The sequence below is a fragment of the Streptomyces sp. CNH287 genome (assembly GCF_000424825.1).
On sequence record NZ_KE384251.1, the window covers coordinates 196691 to 214296 of the forward strand.

General features: G+C 74.1%; 16 protein-coding genes. 8 read left to right on the forward strand and 8 right to left on the reverse strand.

Annotation, left to right across the window (positions count from 1 at the left end; genetic code table 11):
* Positions 1–19: 19 nt before the first annotated feature.
* Complete coding sequence (locus tag H299_RS0124550) at positions 20–664, forward strand: response regulator transcription factor (RefSeq protein WP_037760729.1); 645 nt, start codon at positions 20–22, stop codon at positions 662–664.
* 160 nt (positions 665–824) lie between these two features.
* Entirely contained in the window at positions 825–1853 is a 1029-nt protein-coding gene (locus tag H299_RS0124555; RefSeq protein ID WP_027750570.1) for a 6-phosphofructokinase, read from the forward strand.
* Positions 1854–1929: 76 nt separating this feature from the next.
* On the opposite strand, the gene H299_RS0124560 is transcribed toward H299_RS0124555, so the two are convergent.
* The 3 genes from H299_RS0124560 to H299_RS0124565 all read right to left on the reverse strand — a co-directional run bounded on the left by H299_RS0124560 (position 1930) and on the right by H299_RS0124565 (position 5235).
* Positions 1930–3825, reverse strand: coding sequence for an anthranilate synthase family protein (locus tag H299_RS0124560; RefSeq protein WP_027750571.1), 1896 nt, complete (start codon positions 3823–3825; stop codon positions 1930–1932).
* 110 nt (positions 3826–3935) lie between these two features.
* Positions 3936–3995 carry a trp operon leader peptide gene (locus H299_RS40640; protein WP_486587447.1) on the reverse strand — a complete coding sequence of 20 codons (60 nt, stop codon included), beginning with the start codon at positions 3993–3995 and terminating at the stop codon, positions 3936–3938.
* A 79-nt stretch (positions 3996–4074) separates the two neighbouring features.
* Complete coding sequence (locus H299_RS0124565) at positions 4075–5235, reverse strand: glycosyltransferase family 4 protein (protein ID WP_027750572.1); 1161 nt, start codon at positions 5233–5235, stop codon at positions 4075–4077.
* Positions 5236–5285: 50 nt separating this feature from the next.
* Here H299_RS0124565 and H299_RS36060 point away from each other — a divergent pair, with 50 nt between their 5' ends.
* Positions 5286–6593: a glycosyltransferase 87 family protein gene (locus H299_RS36060; RefSeq protein WP_078513012.1), complete on the forward strand. Its 1308-nt coding sequence runs from the start codon at positions 5286–5288 to the stop codon at positions 6591–6593.
* Positions 6594–6656: 63 nt separating this feature from the next.
* Here the strand turns inward: H299_RS36060 and H299_RS0124575 are convergent, their stop codons facing one another.
* The 5 genes from H299_RS0124575 to H299_RS0124595 all read right to left on the reverse strand — a co-directional run bounded on the left by H299_RS0124575 (position 6657) and on the right by H299_RS0124595 (position 12350).
* Entirely contained in the window at positions 6657–7937 is a 1281-nt protein-coding gene (locus tag H299_RS0124575; protein ID WP_037760496.1) for a hypothetical protein, read from the reverse strand.
* A 56-nt stretch (positions 7938–7993) separates the two neighbouring features.
* Positions 7994–9073, reverse strand: a complete 1080-nt coding sequence (locus H299_RS0124580; protein ID WP_027750574.1) for an NlpC/P60 family protein — start codon at positions 9071–9073, stop codon at positions 7994–7996.
* 202 nt (positions 9074–9275) lie between these two features.
* Positions 9276–10322, reverse strand: coding sequence for a C40 family peptidase (locus H299_RS0124585; RefSeq protein ID WP_027750575.1), 1047 nt, complete (start codon positions 10320–10322; stop codon positions 9276–9278).
* Positions 10323–10730: 408 nt separating this feature from the next.
* Positions 10731–12089, reverse strand: coding sequence for an NYN domain-containing protein (locus H299_RS0124590; RefSeq protein ID WP_486587410.1), 1359 nt, complete (start codon positions 12087–12089; stop codon positions 10731–10733).
* 21 nt (positions 12090–12110) lie between these two features.
* Complete coding sequence (locus H299_RS0124595) at positions 12111–12350, reverse strand: hypothetical protein (RefSeq protein ID WP_027750577.1); 240 nt, start codon at positions 12348–12350, stop codon at positions 12111–12113.
* Between the two features lie 771 nt (positions 12351–13121).
* Between H299_RS0124595 and H299_RS0124600 the strand changes: the two genes are divergently transcribed.
* From H299_RS0124600 to H299_RS0124620, 5 genes are all read left to right on the forward strand, one after another.
* Positions 13122–13403 (forward strand): Lrp/AsnC ligand binding domain-containing protein, encoded by a 282-nt coding sequence (locus H299_RS0124600; RefSeq protein WP_027750578.1) that lies wholly within the window; start codon positions 13122–13124, stop codon positions 13401–13403.
* A gap of 94 nt (positions 13404–13497) precedes the next feature.
* Entirely contained in the window at positions 13498–13851 is a 354-nt protein-coding gene (locus tag H299_RS0124605; RefSeq protein WP_027750579.1) for a hypothetical protein, read from the forward strand.
* Positions 13841–15388, forward strand: coding sequence for a sensor histidine kinase (locus tag H299_RS36065; protein WP_486587448.1), 1548 nt, complete (start codon positions 13841–13843; stop codon positions 15386–15388). The genes H299_RS0124605 and H299_RS36065 overlap by 11 nt, the downstream gene beginning before the upstream one ends.
* Entirely contained in the window at positions 15385–16062 is a 678-nt protein-coding gene (locus H299_RS0124615) for a response regulator transcription factor (protein WP_027750580.1), read from the forward strand. The genes H299_RS36065 and H299_RS0124615 overlap by 4 nt, the downstream gene beginning before the upstream one ends.
* Positions 16063–16151: 89 nt before the next feature.
* Positions 16152–17597 (forward strand): SLC13 family permease, encoded by a 1446-nt coding sequence (locus tag H299_RS0124620; protein ID WP_027750581.1) that lies wholly within the window; start codon positions 16152–16154, stop codon positions 17595–17597.
* The last annotated feature ends 9 nt before the right edge of the window (positions 17598–17606 follow it).

Below are 17606 nucleotides of genomic sequence, written 5' to 3' on the forward strand. Positions count from 1 at the left end.
GGCGCGGCCGTTGAAGGTGATGGTCGTGGACGACCATCCGATGTGGCGGGACGCGGTCGCCCGCGATCTGGGCGAGGCCGGCTTCGAGGTGGTCGCGACCGCGGGCGACGGCGAGCAGGCCGTACGCCGCGCGCGTGCGGCCCGTCCCGACGTGCTGGTGCTGGACCTCAACCTGCCGGGTATGCCGGGCGTCGAGGTGTGCCGGACGCTGGTCGGGGTGGGCGAGGAGTTCCGGGTGCTGGTGCTCTCGGCCAGCGGTGAGCACGCGGACGTGCTGGAAGCGGTGAAGTCGGGCGCCACCGGCTACCTGGTCAAGTCCGCGTCCACGGAGGAACTGGTGGACGCGGTACGCCGGACGGCCGCGGGCGACGCGGTCTTCACCCCGGGGCTGGCCGGGCTGGTGCTGGGCGAGTACCGCAGGCTGGCCACCGAGCCGGCGCCCGCCACCGCCCCCGATCCCGGCGTCCCGCAGCTGACGGACCGCGAGACCGAGGTGCTGCGCCTGGTGGCGAAGGGCCTCAGCTACCGGCAGATCGCGGAGCGGCTGGTGATATCGCACCGGACGGTGCAGAACCACGTGCAGAACACCCTGGGCAAGCTCCAGTTGCACAACCGGGTCGAGCTGGTGCGGTACGCGATCGAGCGGGGTTTGGACGACGGGTGAGCGGTCGCTCGTTCGAGTGAGCGCGTTCGGCGGGTCCGCGGCCCGAACTCCGGCTGGTTTCCGCCATGTTCCCCAGAATCCGTCCGTCCGGGGCATCCCGATGTGATGTGGATCACCGCTAGCGTGACGCTGTTGCGTCCACGCGGAGAAGGGAGATCCCATGCGGGTCGGAGTGCTGACCGGTGGCGGCGACTGCCCCGGTCTCAACGCGGTCATGCGGGCTGTCGTCCGTAAGGGAGTCCAGCGCTACGAATACGACTTCCTCGGTTTCCGGGACGGCTGGCGCGGTCCTCTGGAAGGCGACACCCTGCCACTCGACATCCCGACGGTGCGCGGCACGCTGCCGCGCGGCGGCACGATCCTGGGCTCTTCGCGCACCAATCCGTTCAAGGAGGAGAACGGTGTGCGGAGAATCCGGGAGAACCTCGCGAAGTACGAGGTCGACGCACTGATCGCGATCGGCGGCGAGGACACCCTCGGTGTCGCCGCCAAGCTCACCGGCGAGTTCGGCATCAAATGCGTCGGCGTTCCCAAGACCATCGACAACGACCTCTCCGCCACGGACTACACCTTCGGCTTCGACACGGCCGTCGGCGTCGCGACGGAGGCCATCGACCGGCTGCACACCACCGCCGAGTCCCACATGCGGGTGCTGGTCGTGGAGGTGATGGGCCGGCACGCGGGCTGGATCGCCCTGCACTCCGGGCTCGCGGGCGGCGCGAACTGCATCCTCATCCCCGAGCAGCGCTTCGACGTCGAGAAGGTGTGCGCCTGGGTGGAGTCCCGGTTCAAAGCGAGCTACGCGCCGATCGTCGTGATCGCCGAGGGGGCGATGCCCGTCGACGGGCAGATGGTGCTCAAGGACGGCTCGACGGACTCGTTCGGGCACGTGCGCCTGTCGGGCGTCGGCGAGTGGCTGGCCAAGGAGGTGGAGCGGCGTACCGGCAAGGAGGCGCGGACGACGGTGCTGGGGCACGTGCAGCGCGGCGGTACGCCGAGCGCGTTCGACCGCTGGCTGGCCACCCGCTTCGGGCTGCACGCCATCGACGCGGTGCACGACGGCGACTGGGGCACCATGGTCGCGCTCCGGGGCACCGACATCGTGCGGGTGCCGCTCGCGGAGGCGACGGAGACGCTGAAGACCGTCTCGCCCGAGCTGTACGAGGAGGCGGGGGTGTTCTTCGGCTGACGGCCGCGCGGGCGGCGGGTGTCCGGGTGCGCGCCACGCACCCGGACACCCGGCGTCCGCCGCCGCCCGGCCCGGGTCAGACCAGGACGCCCGCGAGCAGCTCCGCCGTCACCCGCGCCCCGTCCAGCGTCAGCACGGACTCGGGGTGGAACTGCACGCCCGCGAAGCCGGGCCCGCGCAGGGCGTGCACGTCGCCGCTTGCCCCATCGCGGCTCAACTCGACCCCGCGCAGAGACAGTTCACCCGCAACCCGCTCGTCGCAGCGCGCAGTGTAGGAGTTGTAGAAGCCGACGGTCTCCGTCCTCCCGAACAGGTCGATCCGCTCCTGCGCCCCCTGGTACGGCCGCGCCTTGCGCGCCAGCGTCAGGCCCAGTTCGGCGGCGAGCAGCTCGTGTCCCAGGCAGACGCCGAGCAGCCCGTGCCGGTGCCCGGCGAGCAGGTCCCCCGCCAGGGAGCGCAGGAAGCGCATCTTGGGGTCGGCGGCGTCCGCCGGGTCGCCCGGCCCGGGGCCGAGCACCACCGGGCCCGGGTGCGCGAGCACCGTCTCACGTACGCCGGGCGCGTCGTAGCGGCGCACGGTCACCTCGTACCCGCACACCCGCAGCAGGTGCGCGAGCATCGAGGTGAAGGTGTCCTCGCCGTCCACCACGAAGGCGTGCCCGTGCCGCTCGGCGCTGTGCTCCTGCATCCGCAGCCAGAACGGCGCGAGCCCCTCGCGCCGGGCCGCCAGCGCAGCCTGCACCCGGGGGTCGTCGGCGAGCGCCGCCCGCGGCCCGGCCGCCCGCGCGGGCGCCTCCCGCACGCCCAGGGCGGTGAGCACGCCCGCCGCCTTGGCGTGCGTCTCGGCGACCTCGGCCGCCGGGTCCGAGGCGCGTACGAGGGTCGCGCCGACGGGCACCCGCAGCGTGCCGTCGGCCGCGTCGAGGTAGGCGGTGCGGATGAGGATCGGCGAGTCGAGCGTCTGCGCCCCGCCGGACTCGCCGAGCAGCGCCAGCGCGCCGGCGTAGTAGCCGCGCCCGGTCGGCTCGTACCGGCTGATCACCCGGCAGGCGTTCTGGACGGGCGAGCCGGTGACGGTCGCGGCGAACATCGTCTCGCGCAGCACCTCGCGCGCGTCCAGCGAACTGCGCCCGCGCAGCTCGTACTCGGTGTGCGCCAGGTGCGCCATCTCGCGCAGCCGGGGGCCGACGACCACACCGCCGTGGTCGCCGATGACGCTCATCATCTTCAGTTCCTCGTCGACCACCATGGACAGCTCCTCGCTCTCCTTGCGGTCGCCGAGGAACTCCAGCAGGCCTTCGGTGGAGGGGCCTTCGGGCGGATAGCGGTAGGTGCCGCTGATCGGGTTCATCACGGCGGTGCCGCCGCTCATCCGCACGTGCACCTCGGGGCTGGCACCGACCAGCACCTGTTCCCCGGTGTGCACCAGGAACGTCCAGTACGCGCCCTGCTCCTCGCTGAGCAGGCGGCCGAAGAGGGCGAGGGCGTCGGCGCGGGAGAAGCCGCGGACGACGCCCTGGAAGTTCCGCCGGATGACGAAGTTGGCGCCCTCCCCCGCACCGATCTCGTCCTCGACGACGCGGCGCACGATCTCCTCGTAGGCGGCGTCGTCCACGTCGAAGGCGCCGTCGGCGACCTGCACGCGGTGCCGGGGCAGCGCGTGCAGCACTTCCTCCAGGGGCAGTTCGCAGGTCTCCTCGGGGACGAGGACCGCGAGCGGGGTGCCGTCGTCGCGCGCCTCGAAGCCGCGCTCGGCGATCTGCCGGAAGGGCACCAGGGCCAGGGCGCCCCGGCCCTGGCCGGAGGGGAGGTCGGCGAGCCGGGCGACCTCGCGTACCGGGCCGGTCAGCAGTTCCACGGTGGTGCCGTCCCGGCCGGGGGTGCGTCTGCGCAGCAGCGCGAAGGGCGGGCCGTCGGCGGCGCACAGCGCGTCGAGGCGGCTGCGTACGGAACGGGCGGGGTGGTCGGACATGGCGGGTGGTTCCTTCCGGGTCTGGGTGCGGAGGGAGCGACCCGTATCCGGCGCCGGACACGAAAAAGGCCGCCCCTCGGGCGGCCTTCGCGTCGTCTGGGTACGCGCAGTCAGTGGGCCGCCGGGTGTGCGGTCCACCACCAGTTGCGGTGTGTCAGCTGCGCGAACATGGACGGCACCCTACCCCAGGTCCGTACCTGCGCGGACCGGACGGCCGCAGGGCGGACACCAGCGCGGTGGCCGCAACCGCTACAGCAGCTCCCGCAGCCGCTCCGCGAGCAGGTCCCAGGACCAGCGCTCCTCGACCCAGGCCCGCCCCCGCGCGCCCATCCGGGCCCGCAGATCCGGGTCGCGCAGCAGCGCGACCAGGCGGTCGGCCGCCTCCTGGGGCACGCCGCCGCGCACCACCCAGCCCGTCTCACCGTCCAGCACCGCGTCCGGCGCACCGCCGGAGTCCCCGGCGACGACGGGCAGTCCCGTGGCGGACGCCTCCAGGTAGACGATGCCGAGGCCCTCCACGTCCAGCCCACCCCGGCGCGTGCGGCACGGCATGGCGAAGACGTCGCCCGCGGCGTAGTGCGCGGGCAGTTCCGCCCAGGGGACGCCGCCGGTGAAGCGCACCGCGTCGGACACTCCTGCCGCAGCGGCCAGCTTCACCAGCTCCCCCCGGTAGGGGCCGTCGCCGACGATCAGCAGCACCGCGTCCGGCACGGCCGCCAGCACGCGCGGCATGGCGGCGATCAGCGTGTCCTGCCCCTTGCGCGGTACGAGCCGGGAGACGCAGACGACCACCGGCCGGCCGCCCAGCCCCAGCCGCTCCCGCAGGCGCGCGCCGGGCGAGCCGGGGCCCTCGGACGCGGCGGGCCGGAACGCCTTCTCGTCGACGCCGGGGGGCAGTTGGACCATCCGGGCCGCGGCCGGGGCGCTCAGCGCGCCCGCGATCCGGGAGCGGGTGTACTCGCCCAGGTAGGTCAGCGTGTCCGTGCCGTCCCCGATCCGGCGCAACAGCCGGCGCGCGGCGGGCAGTTGCGCCCAGGCCGCCTCGTGCCCGTGCGTCGTCGCGACCAGCCGCCGCGCCCCGGCCCGGCGCAGCGCGGGGGCCATCAGTCCGAGCGGCGCCGCCGCCCCGAACCACACGGACCGGCACTCATGCGCGCGCAGCAGCCCCACCGCACGCCGGGTGACGGCGGGGGTGGGCAGCAGCATGGTGGTGCGGTCGCGTACGACGGTGAACGGCTGCTCGGCGTCGAACCGGGCGGTGGCCTCGGCGCCCGCACGCCCCCGCTTCCAGGTGGAGGCGTACACGACGACCTGCGCCGGGTCGAGCCGGAGCGCCATGCTGTGCAGAAACGCCTGGATACCCCCGGGGCGGGGCGGGAAGTCGTTCGTGACGATCAGGGTCTTGTGCATCGCCGACGACAGTACCGGGTGGCCGGGCACCGGCCGGTAGTGTCCTCGTCATGCGCCTCCCCTCAGGGCCCGGGCCCGCCGTGGCCGTCTGGATCGCCACCCGGGCCGTGCTGCTGCTCTGCGTCTTCAAGGTCTTCACGCTGCCCGGCCCCGACGTCACCTCCGACGTCACGGTGATCTACCAGGGCTGGTCCGACGTGCTGCGGACCGGCACGTTCCCGGTGGACGACGTCACCTGGCAGTACCCGCCCGGCGCCGCGCTCGCGGTACTCGCCCCCGGAGCGCTGCCGTTCCTCAGTTACACCGCCGCCTTCTTCGTCCTGGCCTGCGCGGCCGACGCGGTGGCGTTCGCCTGCCTGCTGCACGCGGGCGGCCGTACGGGCAGCCGCCGGGCGGGGGCGTGGTGCTGGGTGGCGGGGGTGCCGCTGCTGGGGCCGACCGTCTACTCGCGCTACGACCTGATGGTGGTGGCCGTCGCGGTCGCCGCGCTGCTGGCGCTGTCCCGGCATCCGCGGGTTGCGGCGGGGCTGGCGGCGTTCGGGGCGATGCTGAAGGTGTGGCCCGCGCTGCTGCTGCTCGGCACCCCGCGCGGGCGGGTCACCCGGGTCGCATGGACGACGGCGGTGGCCGTGGCGGCGCTGCTGGCGCTGCTGTTCACCGCCTCGATGCCCGGCGCCTTCGACTTCCTCACCGCGCAGCGGGACCGGGGGACGGAGGTCGAGTCGCTGGGTTCGCTCGTCTTCCACGTCGCCCGGCACTACGGCTGGGAGGGCGAGGTACGGCTCAACTACGGCTCGATCGAGTTCCTCGGCCCGTACGTGGGCCTGGTCAGCGACGCGTCGCTCGCGCTGACGGCGGCGGCCTTCGGCTGGCTGCTGTGGTGGCGCCTGCGGGCGGTGGAGTGGACGTCGACCACCCCGGCGGACGCGGCGTTCGCCGCGGTGCTGCTCTTCACCACGACCAGCCGGGTCATCAGCCCGCAGTACCTGGTCTGGCTGGTCGGCCTGGCGGCGGTGTGCGTCACCCGACGGGCCGGCCGCCAGGGGCTGCCCGCGCTGCTGGTGCTGGCGGCGACGGGGGTGACGCTGCTGGAGTTCCCGATCTGGTTCGGGCACGTGGTCACCAGCGACACCCTCGGCGTCGGACTCCTCGTGGTGCGCAACGGGCTGCTGGTCGCGGCCTCGCTGCTGGCCTGCCGGGTGCTGTGGCGCACGACGGTCACCGAGCCGCGCCGGGCCGGGCGGACCGGGCGCGGCCCGGCGGCAGCACTGCCGTCCTTCCAGCAGGGCACCGGTCGCCGGGCCGGGGCGGACCGGGCGGCGCCGTCCGGCGGGCAGCGGCAGGAACTGCCGCGCTGAGCGGCGCTTGCGGACGCGAACGGACGCGGGACGGACGCGGTGCGCCTGCGGGCCCGGCCCGGCTTACCCGCCCAGTTCCGCCACCAGGTACGCCCGCCAGCGCTCGCCGAACTCCGCCCGGCTCACCCCGAGCACCTCCCGCAGCGCCTCGTCCACCGCACCCTCCCGCTGGTCCCGCCCCTGCCCGCCGACCGCCAGGTAGAACGCCATCAGCCGCTCCTCTCCCCACTTGGAGGCGATCATGCGGCAGGCGAGCCAGCCACTCTCGTACGCGCGGCCCAGCGCGTCCGCGCCGCCCCCGAAGCGGAAGTCCTCGTCACGCGGGAGCCTCGGGGGCACCTCGCCCTCCCGCACCTCGCGGGCCAGCTCCGGCGCGGCCTCGCGCGGCGTACGCCCGGTCCCCCGGTAGCCGAACCAGTCGGCCAGGCCCTCGGAGAGCCACAGCGGCGTGGAGCCGGTGGTGTGCGCGCGGGTCGCGACATGCACCGCCTCGTGCGTCATGACGATCTGCCGCCCCTCCTCGCCGAGCAGGCCGTACGCCTCCGGGTTGACCACGATCCGGTCGGCGGGCGCCTCATCCGCGCCGCCGCCCTCCCCCAGGGTCACCGCCGCTATCCCCTCGTACGACTCGGCGGACGACCCCAGCAGCTCCCCCATCCCGCGCAGGCTGCCGGGCACCTCGACCACCACCCGGCCCGCCCAGGGGCGCGGCCACGCCAACGTCACGGCGGGCACCGCGCGTTCGGCGGCGGCGGCGATCGAGCGCAGCGTCCCGCGCTCCGCGTCCGTGGCGGCGCCGACGGCCAGCACCAGGCTGCGCTCGCCGCGCAGCACCGTCACCCGCCCCTGCTCCCACAGCTGCCGGGGGCTGCCGCGCCGCTCCCCGGTGACGAACCAGCCCGCGTCGCGGCGGACGAGCGTGACCCGCTCGGTGGCGTCGACCGGTGCCCGGTCGTAGCCGCGCAGCCGGTAGCGCAGGCGCACCTTCGCCTCGGCGTGCCGTCCGTCGACCTCGAGGCCGGTGACGCGTACGGACCACTCGTCCAGCGGCAGCCGCCGCAGGTTGCGGAACGTCCGGCGCTGAACGGCCCGGTAGTCGGCGGCGGTGGGGTCGACGGCGGCGAGGTAGGCGCGCTCGTCGCCCGCACCGTCCGCGCCACCCGCCCCGTCCGTGGGCACGGCCGCCGCCTGCCGGGCGAGCAGCGCCCGGATCTCCGTACGGTCGGCCCGCCGCTCGTCGGGCGGTCCGCCGCAGGCCGCCAGCACCGCGCACAGCGCGAGCAGGGCGCACAGCGCGCGCCCGCGCACGCCCCGCCCCGCCGCCTCCGCCGGTCTGTCGCCCACACGGGCGATCGTACGGCGGGGACCGGCGTGAGCACCGGTGCGGGCCAGGCCCCGGCTTACGGCCGGGCGACGGCGGAGACCGGCATCATGCCGACCGGGTCGTACCGCACCCGCGCGCCCGGACGCGGCGCGTGCACCACCTGGCCGCCGCCCACGTACATCGCGACGTGGCTGGCGTCGGCCCGGTAGACCACGAGGTCGCCGGGCCGGGCCTCGGAGAGCGCCACCCGGCGCCCGGCCGACGCCTGGGCCTGGGAGGTGCGCGGGATCGCGACCCCGGCCCTGCCGTACGCCCACTGCGTGAGCCCCGAGCAGTCGAACGCGCCCGGCCCCGCCTTGCCCCAGCCGTACGGCGCCCCCACGACTCCGCGGGCCGCGGCGACGGCCGCCGCCGCCCGCGCGGACGCCGCGCCGGGCACGGCCCGGCCGACCGGCGCCGGGCCGCCGCGCGCGGCCTCGCGCGCGGTGCGCTCGCGCTCCGTGCGCTCGTGCTCCGTGCGCTGCTCGGGGGTGAGCCGGTCGAGCAGCCGCCGGGCCGAACCCAGCTTCTTCCGCACCGACTTCTTGTGCTGCCGCAGCGCGTCGCGCTGCCGGTCCAGCTCGGCCACCTTGCGCGCGCCCTCCTGCCGGACCTGCTCCAGAGTGCGCTGCGCCTCCTCGAACGAGCGCAGCGTGCCGCGGTGGCTCCGGCTGATCCGCTCCATCGCGGCGGCCCGCTCCAGGTAGGCGTCGGGGTCGGGGGAGAGCAGCAGCGCGACCGAGGGGTCCAGGCCGCCGGAGCGGTACTGCGCGCCCGCCAGCGCGCCCAGGTCGTCACGCAGGCGGTTGACGCGCTGCTGCCCGCGGGCCGCCCGCTCCTGCACGCGGTTCAGCTCGCGCCGGAGCCGGTCCGCGCGCTCCGACGCCCCGTTGTACTTCTCCGTGGCGCGCTCCGCCTCGGTGTAGAGCCGGTCGACGCGCGCCCCGGCCTGTGTGGCGGAGGTCTCCTCGGGCTCCGCTCCGGCGGGGGCCGCGGTGAGCGCGGCGACGGCGCCCGCCGCCGCCGTCAGCACGGTGAGGGGTACGGGCCAGCCCGTACCCGGCCGGAAGGGTCGGCGCGGGGCCGGTGAGCGTCGATGGGACCGGTGCGAGACCACGGTGGGGCCTTCCGCTAGGCGAACTGCGCCCACAGAATGTAGCCACACCACTACGGAGGGTCCAGCGTGCCGTGCGTGCGTATGCATCCGTACGCAGATCCGACGAGTCCCCGACGGCGCAGGTCACCCGCAGCGCGGCGGGCCGGGGTGGGCCGCCCGGAATCACCCGGACGAACGACACCCGGCGGGCCGCCGGGCCGTGTCAGCCGACGCGCACGCCGTACTGGAAGGGCATGTTGTCCATCGACTCGTACCGCACGTTCGCACCCGGCTTCGGGGCGTGCAGGACCTGGCCGTTGCCCGCGTAGAGGCCGATGTGGTGCAGGTCGCCGTAGAAGAGCACCAGGTCGCCGGGCTTGAGCGCGTCCCGCCCGATCTGGGTGCCCGAACTGGCCTGCGCCTGCGAGGTGCGCGGCAGCGAGACGCCGGCCTGGCCGTACGCCCAGGACGTCAGCCCGGAGCAGTCGAAGGAGCTGGGGCCGGTGGCACCCCACACGTACGGCGAGCCGACCTTGCCCTTGGCCGCCGCGAGGGCGGCGCCCGCACGCCCGCTGGTGGGCGCGGACTCGGTCTCCTTCTCCTTCTCCGGCTCCAGTTCGGCACGCTCACTGGAGGCGCGGTTGGCGCGCTCCTCCTCCTTGGCGAGCGCGGCGCGCTCCTTGGCGGACAGCGTGTTGAGCAGCGTCTGCGCCTTGGAGAGCTTGCCCTGGATCTTCTTCTTCTTCTCGCCGAGGCCCTTGCGGGTCTCGGCGAGGTCGGCGAGCTTGCCCTTGGCCTCGGTGCGCTGCTGCGCGAGACTGCGCTGCTTGCTCTTGATCTTCGACAGGGCCTCGGTCTGCTTGGTGCTCAACTGGTCGAGCGTGGCCGCCTTGTCCAGGTAGCCGTCCGGGTCCGAGGAGAGGAAGAGCTGGAGCGAGGGGTCGATGCCGCCGCTGCGGTACTGCGCGGTGGCCATCGAACCGAGGCCGTTGCGCAGCTTGTTCAGGTCGCCCTGGCCGCGCGCCACGCTGTCCTGGAGCTGGCTGACCTGCGTCTGGAGCTTGGTCTGCTTCTCCTTGGCGCCGTTGTACGACTCCGTCGCCGCCTCGGCGTCCTCATACAGCTTGTCGACCTGCGACTTGACCTCCTCTTTCGAGGGCTCGTCGGCCTGCGCCGACTGGGAGGTCATGGCTACGGCAGCGGCAGCGGTCGCCGTGAGCACGGTGATGCGGGCGCGGTTCGGCTGCTTGGGACGACGGTGGGACGCCACTGGGGCGAGCTCCTTCTTCCTCAGCCGCCTGCCGGTGGTCACTCCGGCTCCGCTTCGCTCGCACCCCGCGTACACACTCGGGGTTCGGGCTTCGTGGAACTAGGCGGTACCCCCGCCGTCACTCCGGATGAGCGATCAACTGCGCGAGGGTTCGAGCCCAGACACTAGCCAGCCTCATCTGATCGGATCAAATCCTCCAGAGAAAAAACCTGCTCCTGGGCCACATTCTTTACCCTCATCCCACGCGTAGCAACGGCAACTTGACACTCCGTAGGAGCAATACGGGCAAGGTGGACACGTGTCCACCGGGCGGTCCCCGCTATCCGGACCGGGCACTTCCGGAGCCTTCGCGCACGGCGTGCACGCCCGCACCTGCGGCGTCCACCTCTGCGGCGCGCTCGCGCCCGCTCAGGTCCGGACGAGGCGCTTGAGCAGCAGCGCCGAGGCGACCGGCCGGGCCCCCGCCGCCGCGCAGCCGTCCGCGACCTCGCGGTCCGAGGAGACCACGACCACCGGCCGCCCCTGCGGCTCCGCGCGCACCAGCCGCCGGATCAGCTCGTCCGCGGTCTGCCCCGGCTTGCTGAAGAGCACCCGCACCCCGCGCGGCGGTGCCAGCAGCACCGGCGCGGCCAGCTCCGCGCCGTCGAAGACGCAGGTCATCTCGGCACCCGTCTGGGCCGCCAGCACGGCCAGCCCGCCCAGCAGCCGCAGTCGCTGCTTGTCCAGCGGCATCGTCGGGTACCCGGTCTTGGTCACGTTGTAGCCGTCGACCACCAGATGGGCCTGGGGCAGCGCCAACAGCTGGTCCAGCAGCGCGGGATCACTCTCGGAGAGGGCCCGCGCCGCGATGTCCTTCGGGCTCATCCGGCCCGGCTCGACCGCGTCCACCGTGTCCGCCGGACGGCCCTCCGCGGGCGGCAGCGCCAACTCGCGGCGCAGCCCCTGCGCGGCGTCCAGCACCGTGTCCAGCAGGAGCCGAACCCGCATGTCCTCGACGCTGCGCCCCTCGCGGGCCGCCCGCCGACCGGCCTCCAGGGCCGACTCCGCCTCGGTGAGCCGTGCCTTGAGCCGCCGCGCCTCCGCGTCGGCCGCCACCTTCTCGGCGGCGGTCGCCGACCGCAGGGACTCCAGCTCCGCGCGCACCTTGCGCAGCGCCGCCTCACCCCGCTTCACGTCGCTCTGCGCGCTGCGCAGCTTCCGCTGCACCGCCTCGGCCTCCTTGCGTACGGCCTCCAACTCGCCGCGCCCGCTCTCCGCCTCGGCCCGCGCCGAGGCGCGCAGCTGGCTCAGCTCCTCGCGCAGACGGGCCAGTTCGCGCTGCGCGTCCTCACCGGCGCGCTCCGCCTGCGCCCGCTGGGCCTCCTCGCCCGCCGCCGTGACGAGCTTGGCCCAGCCCGCCGGGCGCAGCACGTACGCCGCCGCGGCGACGTCGACCGGATCGGCGGCGGCGGGCGGCGAGCCGCTCTCCAGCGCGCCGGTCAGCTCGGGCAGCAGCTCCCGCAGCCGGACGGCGACACGCTGCCGGAAGACCGGATCGCCCTCCAGGGACGCGGCCATCGCGTTGCCCCCGAACTTGGTACGGCGCTGCGGGGTGAAACGGGCGTACTGCCGCAGGGCGAGCGGCAGTTCACCCACGGTCATCCCGCCGAGCGCGTCGCCCGTGAGCGCCACCACCCGGTGGCGCACCTTCACGGGCAGCGGGCGGTCGAGCGTCTCCTCCGACAGCTCGCGTTCCGGTCCGCCCTCACCGCCCGCACCTTCGACCACCGCTCACACCCGCCCGTTCCGTCAGACCTGTGCGCCCGGGCGGTCCACCAGCTCGATCTGGTCCACCGCGTTGCACCAACGGCACCGCACGGACTCGATGGTCTCATTGAGCACCTCGCGTTCCTCCACCTTCGGCTCGCCGGCCAGGTCCAGATGGACGTACTCCCGCACCTTGCTGGAGCGCGTCACGTCGAACCGGGTGAGGTTCCCGCAGAGGGTGCAGCGCCAGCGGGTCTCCGCGGTGGGCTGGGAGAGCGTCATGGTCGCGTCCACTTCCTTCTCTTCTCGGTGCCAGGTGTGCGACGGGGGTCTCCGGCCGCGGCCGGGTGCACGACTCCGGGTCGCCATGGTGTCGCGTGTCGTCGTCGTCACGCCTCTTCCGTGTCACTTCGTCTTCACGGGAGCACTGCCGGTCACCTTACGACCTGACGTCACCCGCGCGTGCCGGGAAGCACCTTCCGCCACCGGACTGTCACGCTCGGCTCGCCGGTGCGGTTCCGACAGGTGTTCCCTACCCGCTGCGCGCACGAGCACCCGCCACGCTCCGTCACCACCCGCACCCCCGGGCGGGAGCCCGCGCCCGTCCGGGGGCGGGGTCGCACGGCCGCGCCCCCGGACGGGAGTGGACCCGCGACCGGCCGGATGCGCCTTCGGCAGCAAGGCGGAGGAGGGAGGCGACGCGGAGCGTCATCGACCGACGACAACACGGCCGCCGGAGGTGCAGGCGGCCGGGAACCCGCGCCCGTCCGGGGGCGGGGTCGCACGGCCGCGCCCCCGGACGGGAGTGGACCCGCGACCGGCCGGATGCGCCTTCGGCAGCAAGGCGGAGGAGGGAGGCGACGCGGAGCGTCATCGACCGACGACAACACGGCCGCCGGAGGTGCAGGCGGCCGGGAGCCCGCGCCCGTCCGGGGGCGGGGTCGTTAGAGTGGTCGGGCCCGCTCCCGCGGCACAGGGCCGCGGTCACCGCCGAGGGCGCCGGGCACGGCAGCGGCCCCTCGCGGGCCGTACCCGCGACGAAGGGACCGCACCATGATCACCTCGATCGTGCTCATCAGGACCAGCACGGACAGCATTCCGGAGATCGCCGAGCAGATCGCGGCCCTGGAGGGCGTCAGCGAGGTCTACTCCGTCACCGGCGCGCACGATCTGATCGCCATGGTGCGGGTCGCCCGGCACGACGATCTCGCCGACGTCATCCCCGGCCGGATCAGCAAGGTCCCCGGGGTGCTCTCGACCGAGACGCACATCGCCTTCCGCACCTACTCCCAGCACGACCTCGAGGCGGCGTTCGCCATCGGCCTGGACGCCTAGGCGGCGTCTGACAGCCGGCCCGGAACCCGTACGTGAAGAATTCTTCATCCAGCTTTCATGCATGCACCACGCTCTCTCCCGCAGGCTCCCCCACATGGCCTTTTCACATCGCATGGCGACACTCGTCGCCGTCGTGGCGATCCCGCTCGGCATCGCCGTCACCAGCTACGCGCTGAGCGACGACCCCGACCCGCCCCGCTCCCCCGCCAAGGTGGATCTGGAGAGCGACAGCCCGCACCCGACCCCGCCCCGCCCCAGCACGTCCCCCACCGGCGATCCCTCCGGCAGTCCGTCCGGCGGTCCGTCCCGGAGCCCGTCCGACGGCCCCTCGAAGTCGCCCGGCGACACCGCGGTGCCGCCGCCGTCCCCGACCGACGCCGGCGGCGATGACGACGCGGACGACCAGGGCGACGACAGCGGAGGCGACGACGGCGGGGATGACGGCTGACCCGGTGGCGACGCGGCCCGGGCCGGGCCCGCTGCGGCACCGCCTGCCGCAGGTCACCGCCCGGGTCCGCATCCTGCTGTGGCTGCTGGTGGTGATGACGGTCGCGCTCACCGCGGTCGCCACGACCACCCGCTCCATCCTTCAGCGGGACGTCGACCACCGCATCTCCCAGCTCCTGGCCCAGGAGACGGGCGAGTTCGCGAACTTCGTCACGCACGGCAAGGACCCGGACACCGGGGCACGCTTCACCACCTCCCGGCGGCTGCTCCTCCTCTTCCTCCAGCGCCAGTACTCCGACCCGGACGAGGAACTCCTCGGCGTGGCCGGTGACCACGTGCTGCACCAGCAGCGGGACTTCCCCGGCACCCTGTCGCTCGAGAAGGACCGGGAGTCACTGGCGCGCATCACCGCGAGCGACGCCCGCAGCGGCACCCTGCACCGCCCCGAGGGCGAGGTCCGCTGGGCGCGGGTCCAGATCGAACCAGCCGGGGACACCCCCAGCGGAGCCTTCGTCGTCGCCTTCCACACCGACCGCGAGAAGACCAGGGCCAACGACGTCTTCCGCACCCTGCTCGCGATCTCCGGTATCGCCCTGCTGATGACCTGCGTGATCGGCTGGGCGGTCGCGGGCCGCATCCTCGCCCCCGTACGGCTGGTGCGCACCACGGCCGCCCAGCTCACCGAGCAGGACCTCACCCAGCGCATCCCCGTGCACGGGCGGGACGACATCGCGGCGCTCGCGGAGACCTTCAACGCGATGCTCGACCGGCTGGAGCAGGCCTTCGCCGCGCAGCGCCACTTCGTCGACGACGCGGGGCACGAGCTGCGCACCCCCATCACCATCGTGCGCGGCCATCTGGAGCTGATGGGCGACGACCCGGTGGAGCGCGAGGAGACCGTACGGCTGGTGACCGACGAGCTGGACCGGATGAGCCGGATCGTCGAGGACCTGCTGCTGCTCGCCAAGGCCGAGCGGCCCGACTTCGTGTCGGTGGAGCCGGTGGCACTGGCCGAGCTGACCGCCGACGTCTTCGACAAGGCCCGCACCCTGGGCCGCCGACGCTGGAAGCTGGACGCGGTGGCCGAGGGCACCGTACGGCTCGACCCGCAACGCGTCACCCAGGCCATGGTGCAGCTCGCGCAGAACGCCGTGCAGCACACCACGCAGGAGGACACCGTACGGATCGGCTCCCGCCGCGCCGCCGGCACCGTCGAGCTGTGGGTGGCCGACACCGGTTCGGGCGTACGGGACGAGGACGCCGAGCTGATCTTCGAACGCTTCCGCCGGGGCACCGTACGGCGCGGCAACCGCGGCTCGGGGGGCGCGGGCCTCGGGCTCTCGATCGTGAAGGCGATCGCCGAGGGGCACCGCGGGGGGCACGTCGAACTGCTGACGACGCCCGGCGGGGGCGCCACCTTCGTCATCACCGTGGCCGCGGACGGCCCGGCGGACCCTGTGGAACCCGACGGACTCGACGAGCCCGCGGCGACACCACACCCAGCACGGGCCACGGAGGCCGGAAAGGACACACGTTGAACCGGATTCTCATCGCGGAGGACGAGGAGAGGATCGCGTCGTTCGTCGAGAAGGGGCTGCGCGCCAACGGCTTCACCACCACCGTCGCCGCCGACGGCGGCACCGCCTTCGGCTACGCCCGCAACGGCGGCTTCGACCTGGTCATCCTCGACATCGGGCTCCCCCTGCGGGACGGCTTCACCGTGCTGCGCGAGCTGCGCGAGGCGCGGGTGACCGTCCCGGTGATCGTGCTCACCGCCCGCGACTCCGTACGGGACACCGTGGCCGGCCTCGAGGGCGGTGCGGACGACTGGATGACCAAGCCGTTCCGCTTCGAGGAGCTGCTGGCCCGCGTGCGGCTGCGGCTGCGCACGGCGACCCGCACCCCGGAGGTCACCGTGCTGCGCAGCGGCAGCCTCTCGCTGGACCTGCGCACCCGGCGGGCCCGCGCCCAGGGGGGCACCGTGGACCTGACGGCCCGGGAGTTCGTGCTGCTGGAGCTGTTCCTGCGGCATCCGGGGCAGGTGCTCTCGCGGGAGCAGATCCTGTCGCACGTGTGGGGCTACGACTTCGACCCCGGCTCGAACATCGTCGACGTCTACGTGCGGGCGCTGCGCAAGAAGCTGGGCGCCGCCCAGGTGGAGACGGTACGCGGCATGGGCTACCGGCTGCCCGGGGAGGAGCCTCCCAGATGAGGGCGGCCGGGGCGGAACTCCCCGCCGGATGAAATCTCCTTCATCCGCCACTCACCCGGCGCTCACGGTGGCGTCCAAAACTCGTCATCGTGCCACTCTCCGTCAGACAGTACGCCGCGCTGTGCGTCACGTTCAGCTTCTGCGCCCTCCTCGCCGTACCGGGTAACTTCCCCGGTCTCGGCACGGACGGCCGCCTCACCCTCGCCATCTTCACGCTGGCCACCTGCGCCTGGGTCGCCACCCCCATCGACGACACCTACGTCGCGCTGAGCGCCGGCCTGGCCCTCAGCGTGACGGGCGTGATCAGCAGCGACACCCTCTTCGGCACCCTGGGCGACTCGACGGTCTGGCTGCTGATCTGCGCCTTCGTGCTGGCCGCCGCGGTGGCGCGGACGGGGCTGGCCGGGCGGGCGGCGGCCTTCCTGGTCAGCGGCGCCCGCACGGTGCGCCAACTGGTCCACCTCACCACCGCCGCGCTCGTGGTGACCGCCTTCGCCATCCCCGCCACCTCCGGCCGCGCGGCGCTCGCCCTCCCCGTCTTCCTCGCGCTGGCCAAGGCGCTGGCGGAGCGCACCCGGCTGGTGGTGATGCTGGCGCTGCTCTTCCCCACCGTCATCCTGCTGTCGGCCGTCGCCACCCTCATCGGGGCGGGCGCGCACCTGATCACCGTCAGCGTGCTGTGGGAGGCGACCGGCCAGCAGATCGGCTTCACGCAGTGGCTGCTGCTCGGGCTGCCGCTGGCGCTGGCGTCCTCGCACCTGGGCGCGGAGACCGTACTGATGACGACGACCTCCCGCGCCGACCGGAGCGCGCCCGTGCACATCAGCGCAGAGGACATCCAGGAGCACTCGGAGGACTCCGTCACCGGCCCGCTCTCCACCGTCGAGGTCCGCTGCCTGCTGCTGCTGTTCACCGTGGTGGCGCTGTGGTGCGCCGAGCCGCTGCACGGGGTCACGCCCGCGGTGGTCGCGCTCATCGGCGCGGTCGTGGCCGCCTCCCCCGTGCTGGGCACCGTGCGGCTGAAGGACGCGCTGCGCACCGTGCCCTGGTCCCTGCTGCTGTTCATGGCGGCGACGATGGCCATGGGCATAGCCCTCTCCACCTCCGGTGCGGCCTCCTACCTGGTGGGCGGGCTCGCCTCGTCCGGCACGGACGGCGGCGGCGCGGACGGGGCGCGGGTGCCACCGTGGCTCTTCCTGGCGGTCGTGGTCGCGGTGAGCACCGCGGCGCACCTGGTGCTCCAGTCCCGTTCCGCCCGCTCCAGCGTGTTGGTGCCGCTGGTGGTCGCCGCGGCTGCCGGGGCCGGGGTCAACCCCGTCACCGCCGCGCTGGCCTCGACCGCCGCCGCCGGCTTCTGCCACACGCTGCCCGCCTCCGCCAAGCCGGTCACGCTCTTCTCCGACGTGCCCGGCGTGACCACCTACACCCCGCGCGACCTGCTGCGCCTGTCCGCCGTACTGGCGCCGCTGACCGCCGCGCTGGTGCTGTTCTTCGCTCTCGCCGTCTGGCCGCTGCTCGGCGTGCCCGTCCTCTGAAGGAGACCC

Bases quoted from the DNA above. Each gene is read 5' to 3' on its own strand.
- H299_RS0124550 (WP_037760729.1), top strand. From the start codon at position 20: ATGGTCGTGGACGACCATCCGATGTGGCGGGACGCGGTCGCCCGCGAT.
- H299_RS0124555 (WP_027750570.1), top strand. From the start codon at position 825: ATGCGGGTCGGAGTGCTGACCGGTGGCGGCGACTGCCCCGGTCTCAAC.
- H299_RS0124560 (WP_027750571.1), bottom strand. From the start codon at position 3,825: ATGTCCGACCACCCCGCCCGTTCCGTACGCAGCCGCCTCGACGCGCTG.
- H299_RS0124565 (WP_027750572.1), bottom strand. From the start codon at position 5,235: ATGCACAAGACCCTGATCGTCACGAACGACTTCCCGCCCCGCCCCGGG.
- H299_RS36060 (WP_078513012.1), top strand. From the start codon at position 5,286: ATGCGCCTCCCCTCAGGGCCCGGGCCCGCCGTGGCCGTCTGGATCGCC.
- H299_RS0124595 (WP_027750577.1), bottom strand. From the start codon at position 12,350: ATGACGCTCTCCCAGCCCACCGCGGAGACCCGCTGGCGCTGCACCCTC.
- H299_RS0124600 (WP_027750578.1), top strand. From the start codon at position 13,122: ATGATCACCTCGATCGTGCTCATCAGGACCAGCACGGACAGCATTCCG.
- H299_RS0124605 (WP_027750579.1), top strand. From the start codon at position 13,498: ATGGCCTTTTCACATCGCATGGCGACACTCGTCGCCGTCGTGGCGATC.
- H299_RS36065 (WP_486587448.1), top strand. From the start codon at position 13,841: ATGACGGCTGACCCGGTGGCGACGCGGCCCGGGCCGGGCCCGCTGCGG.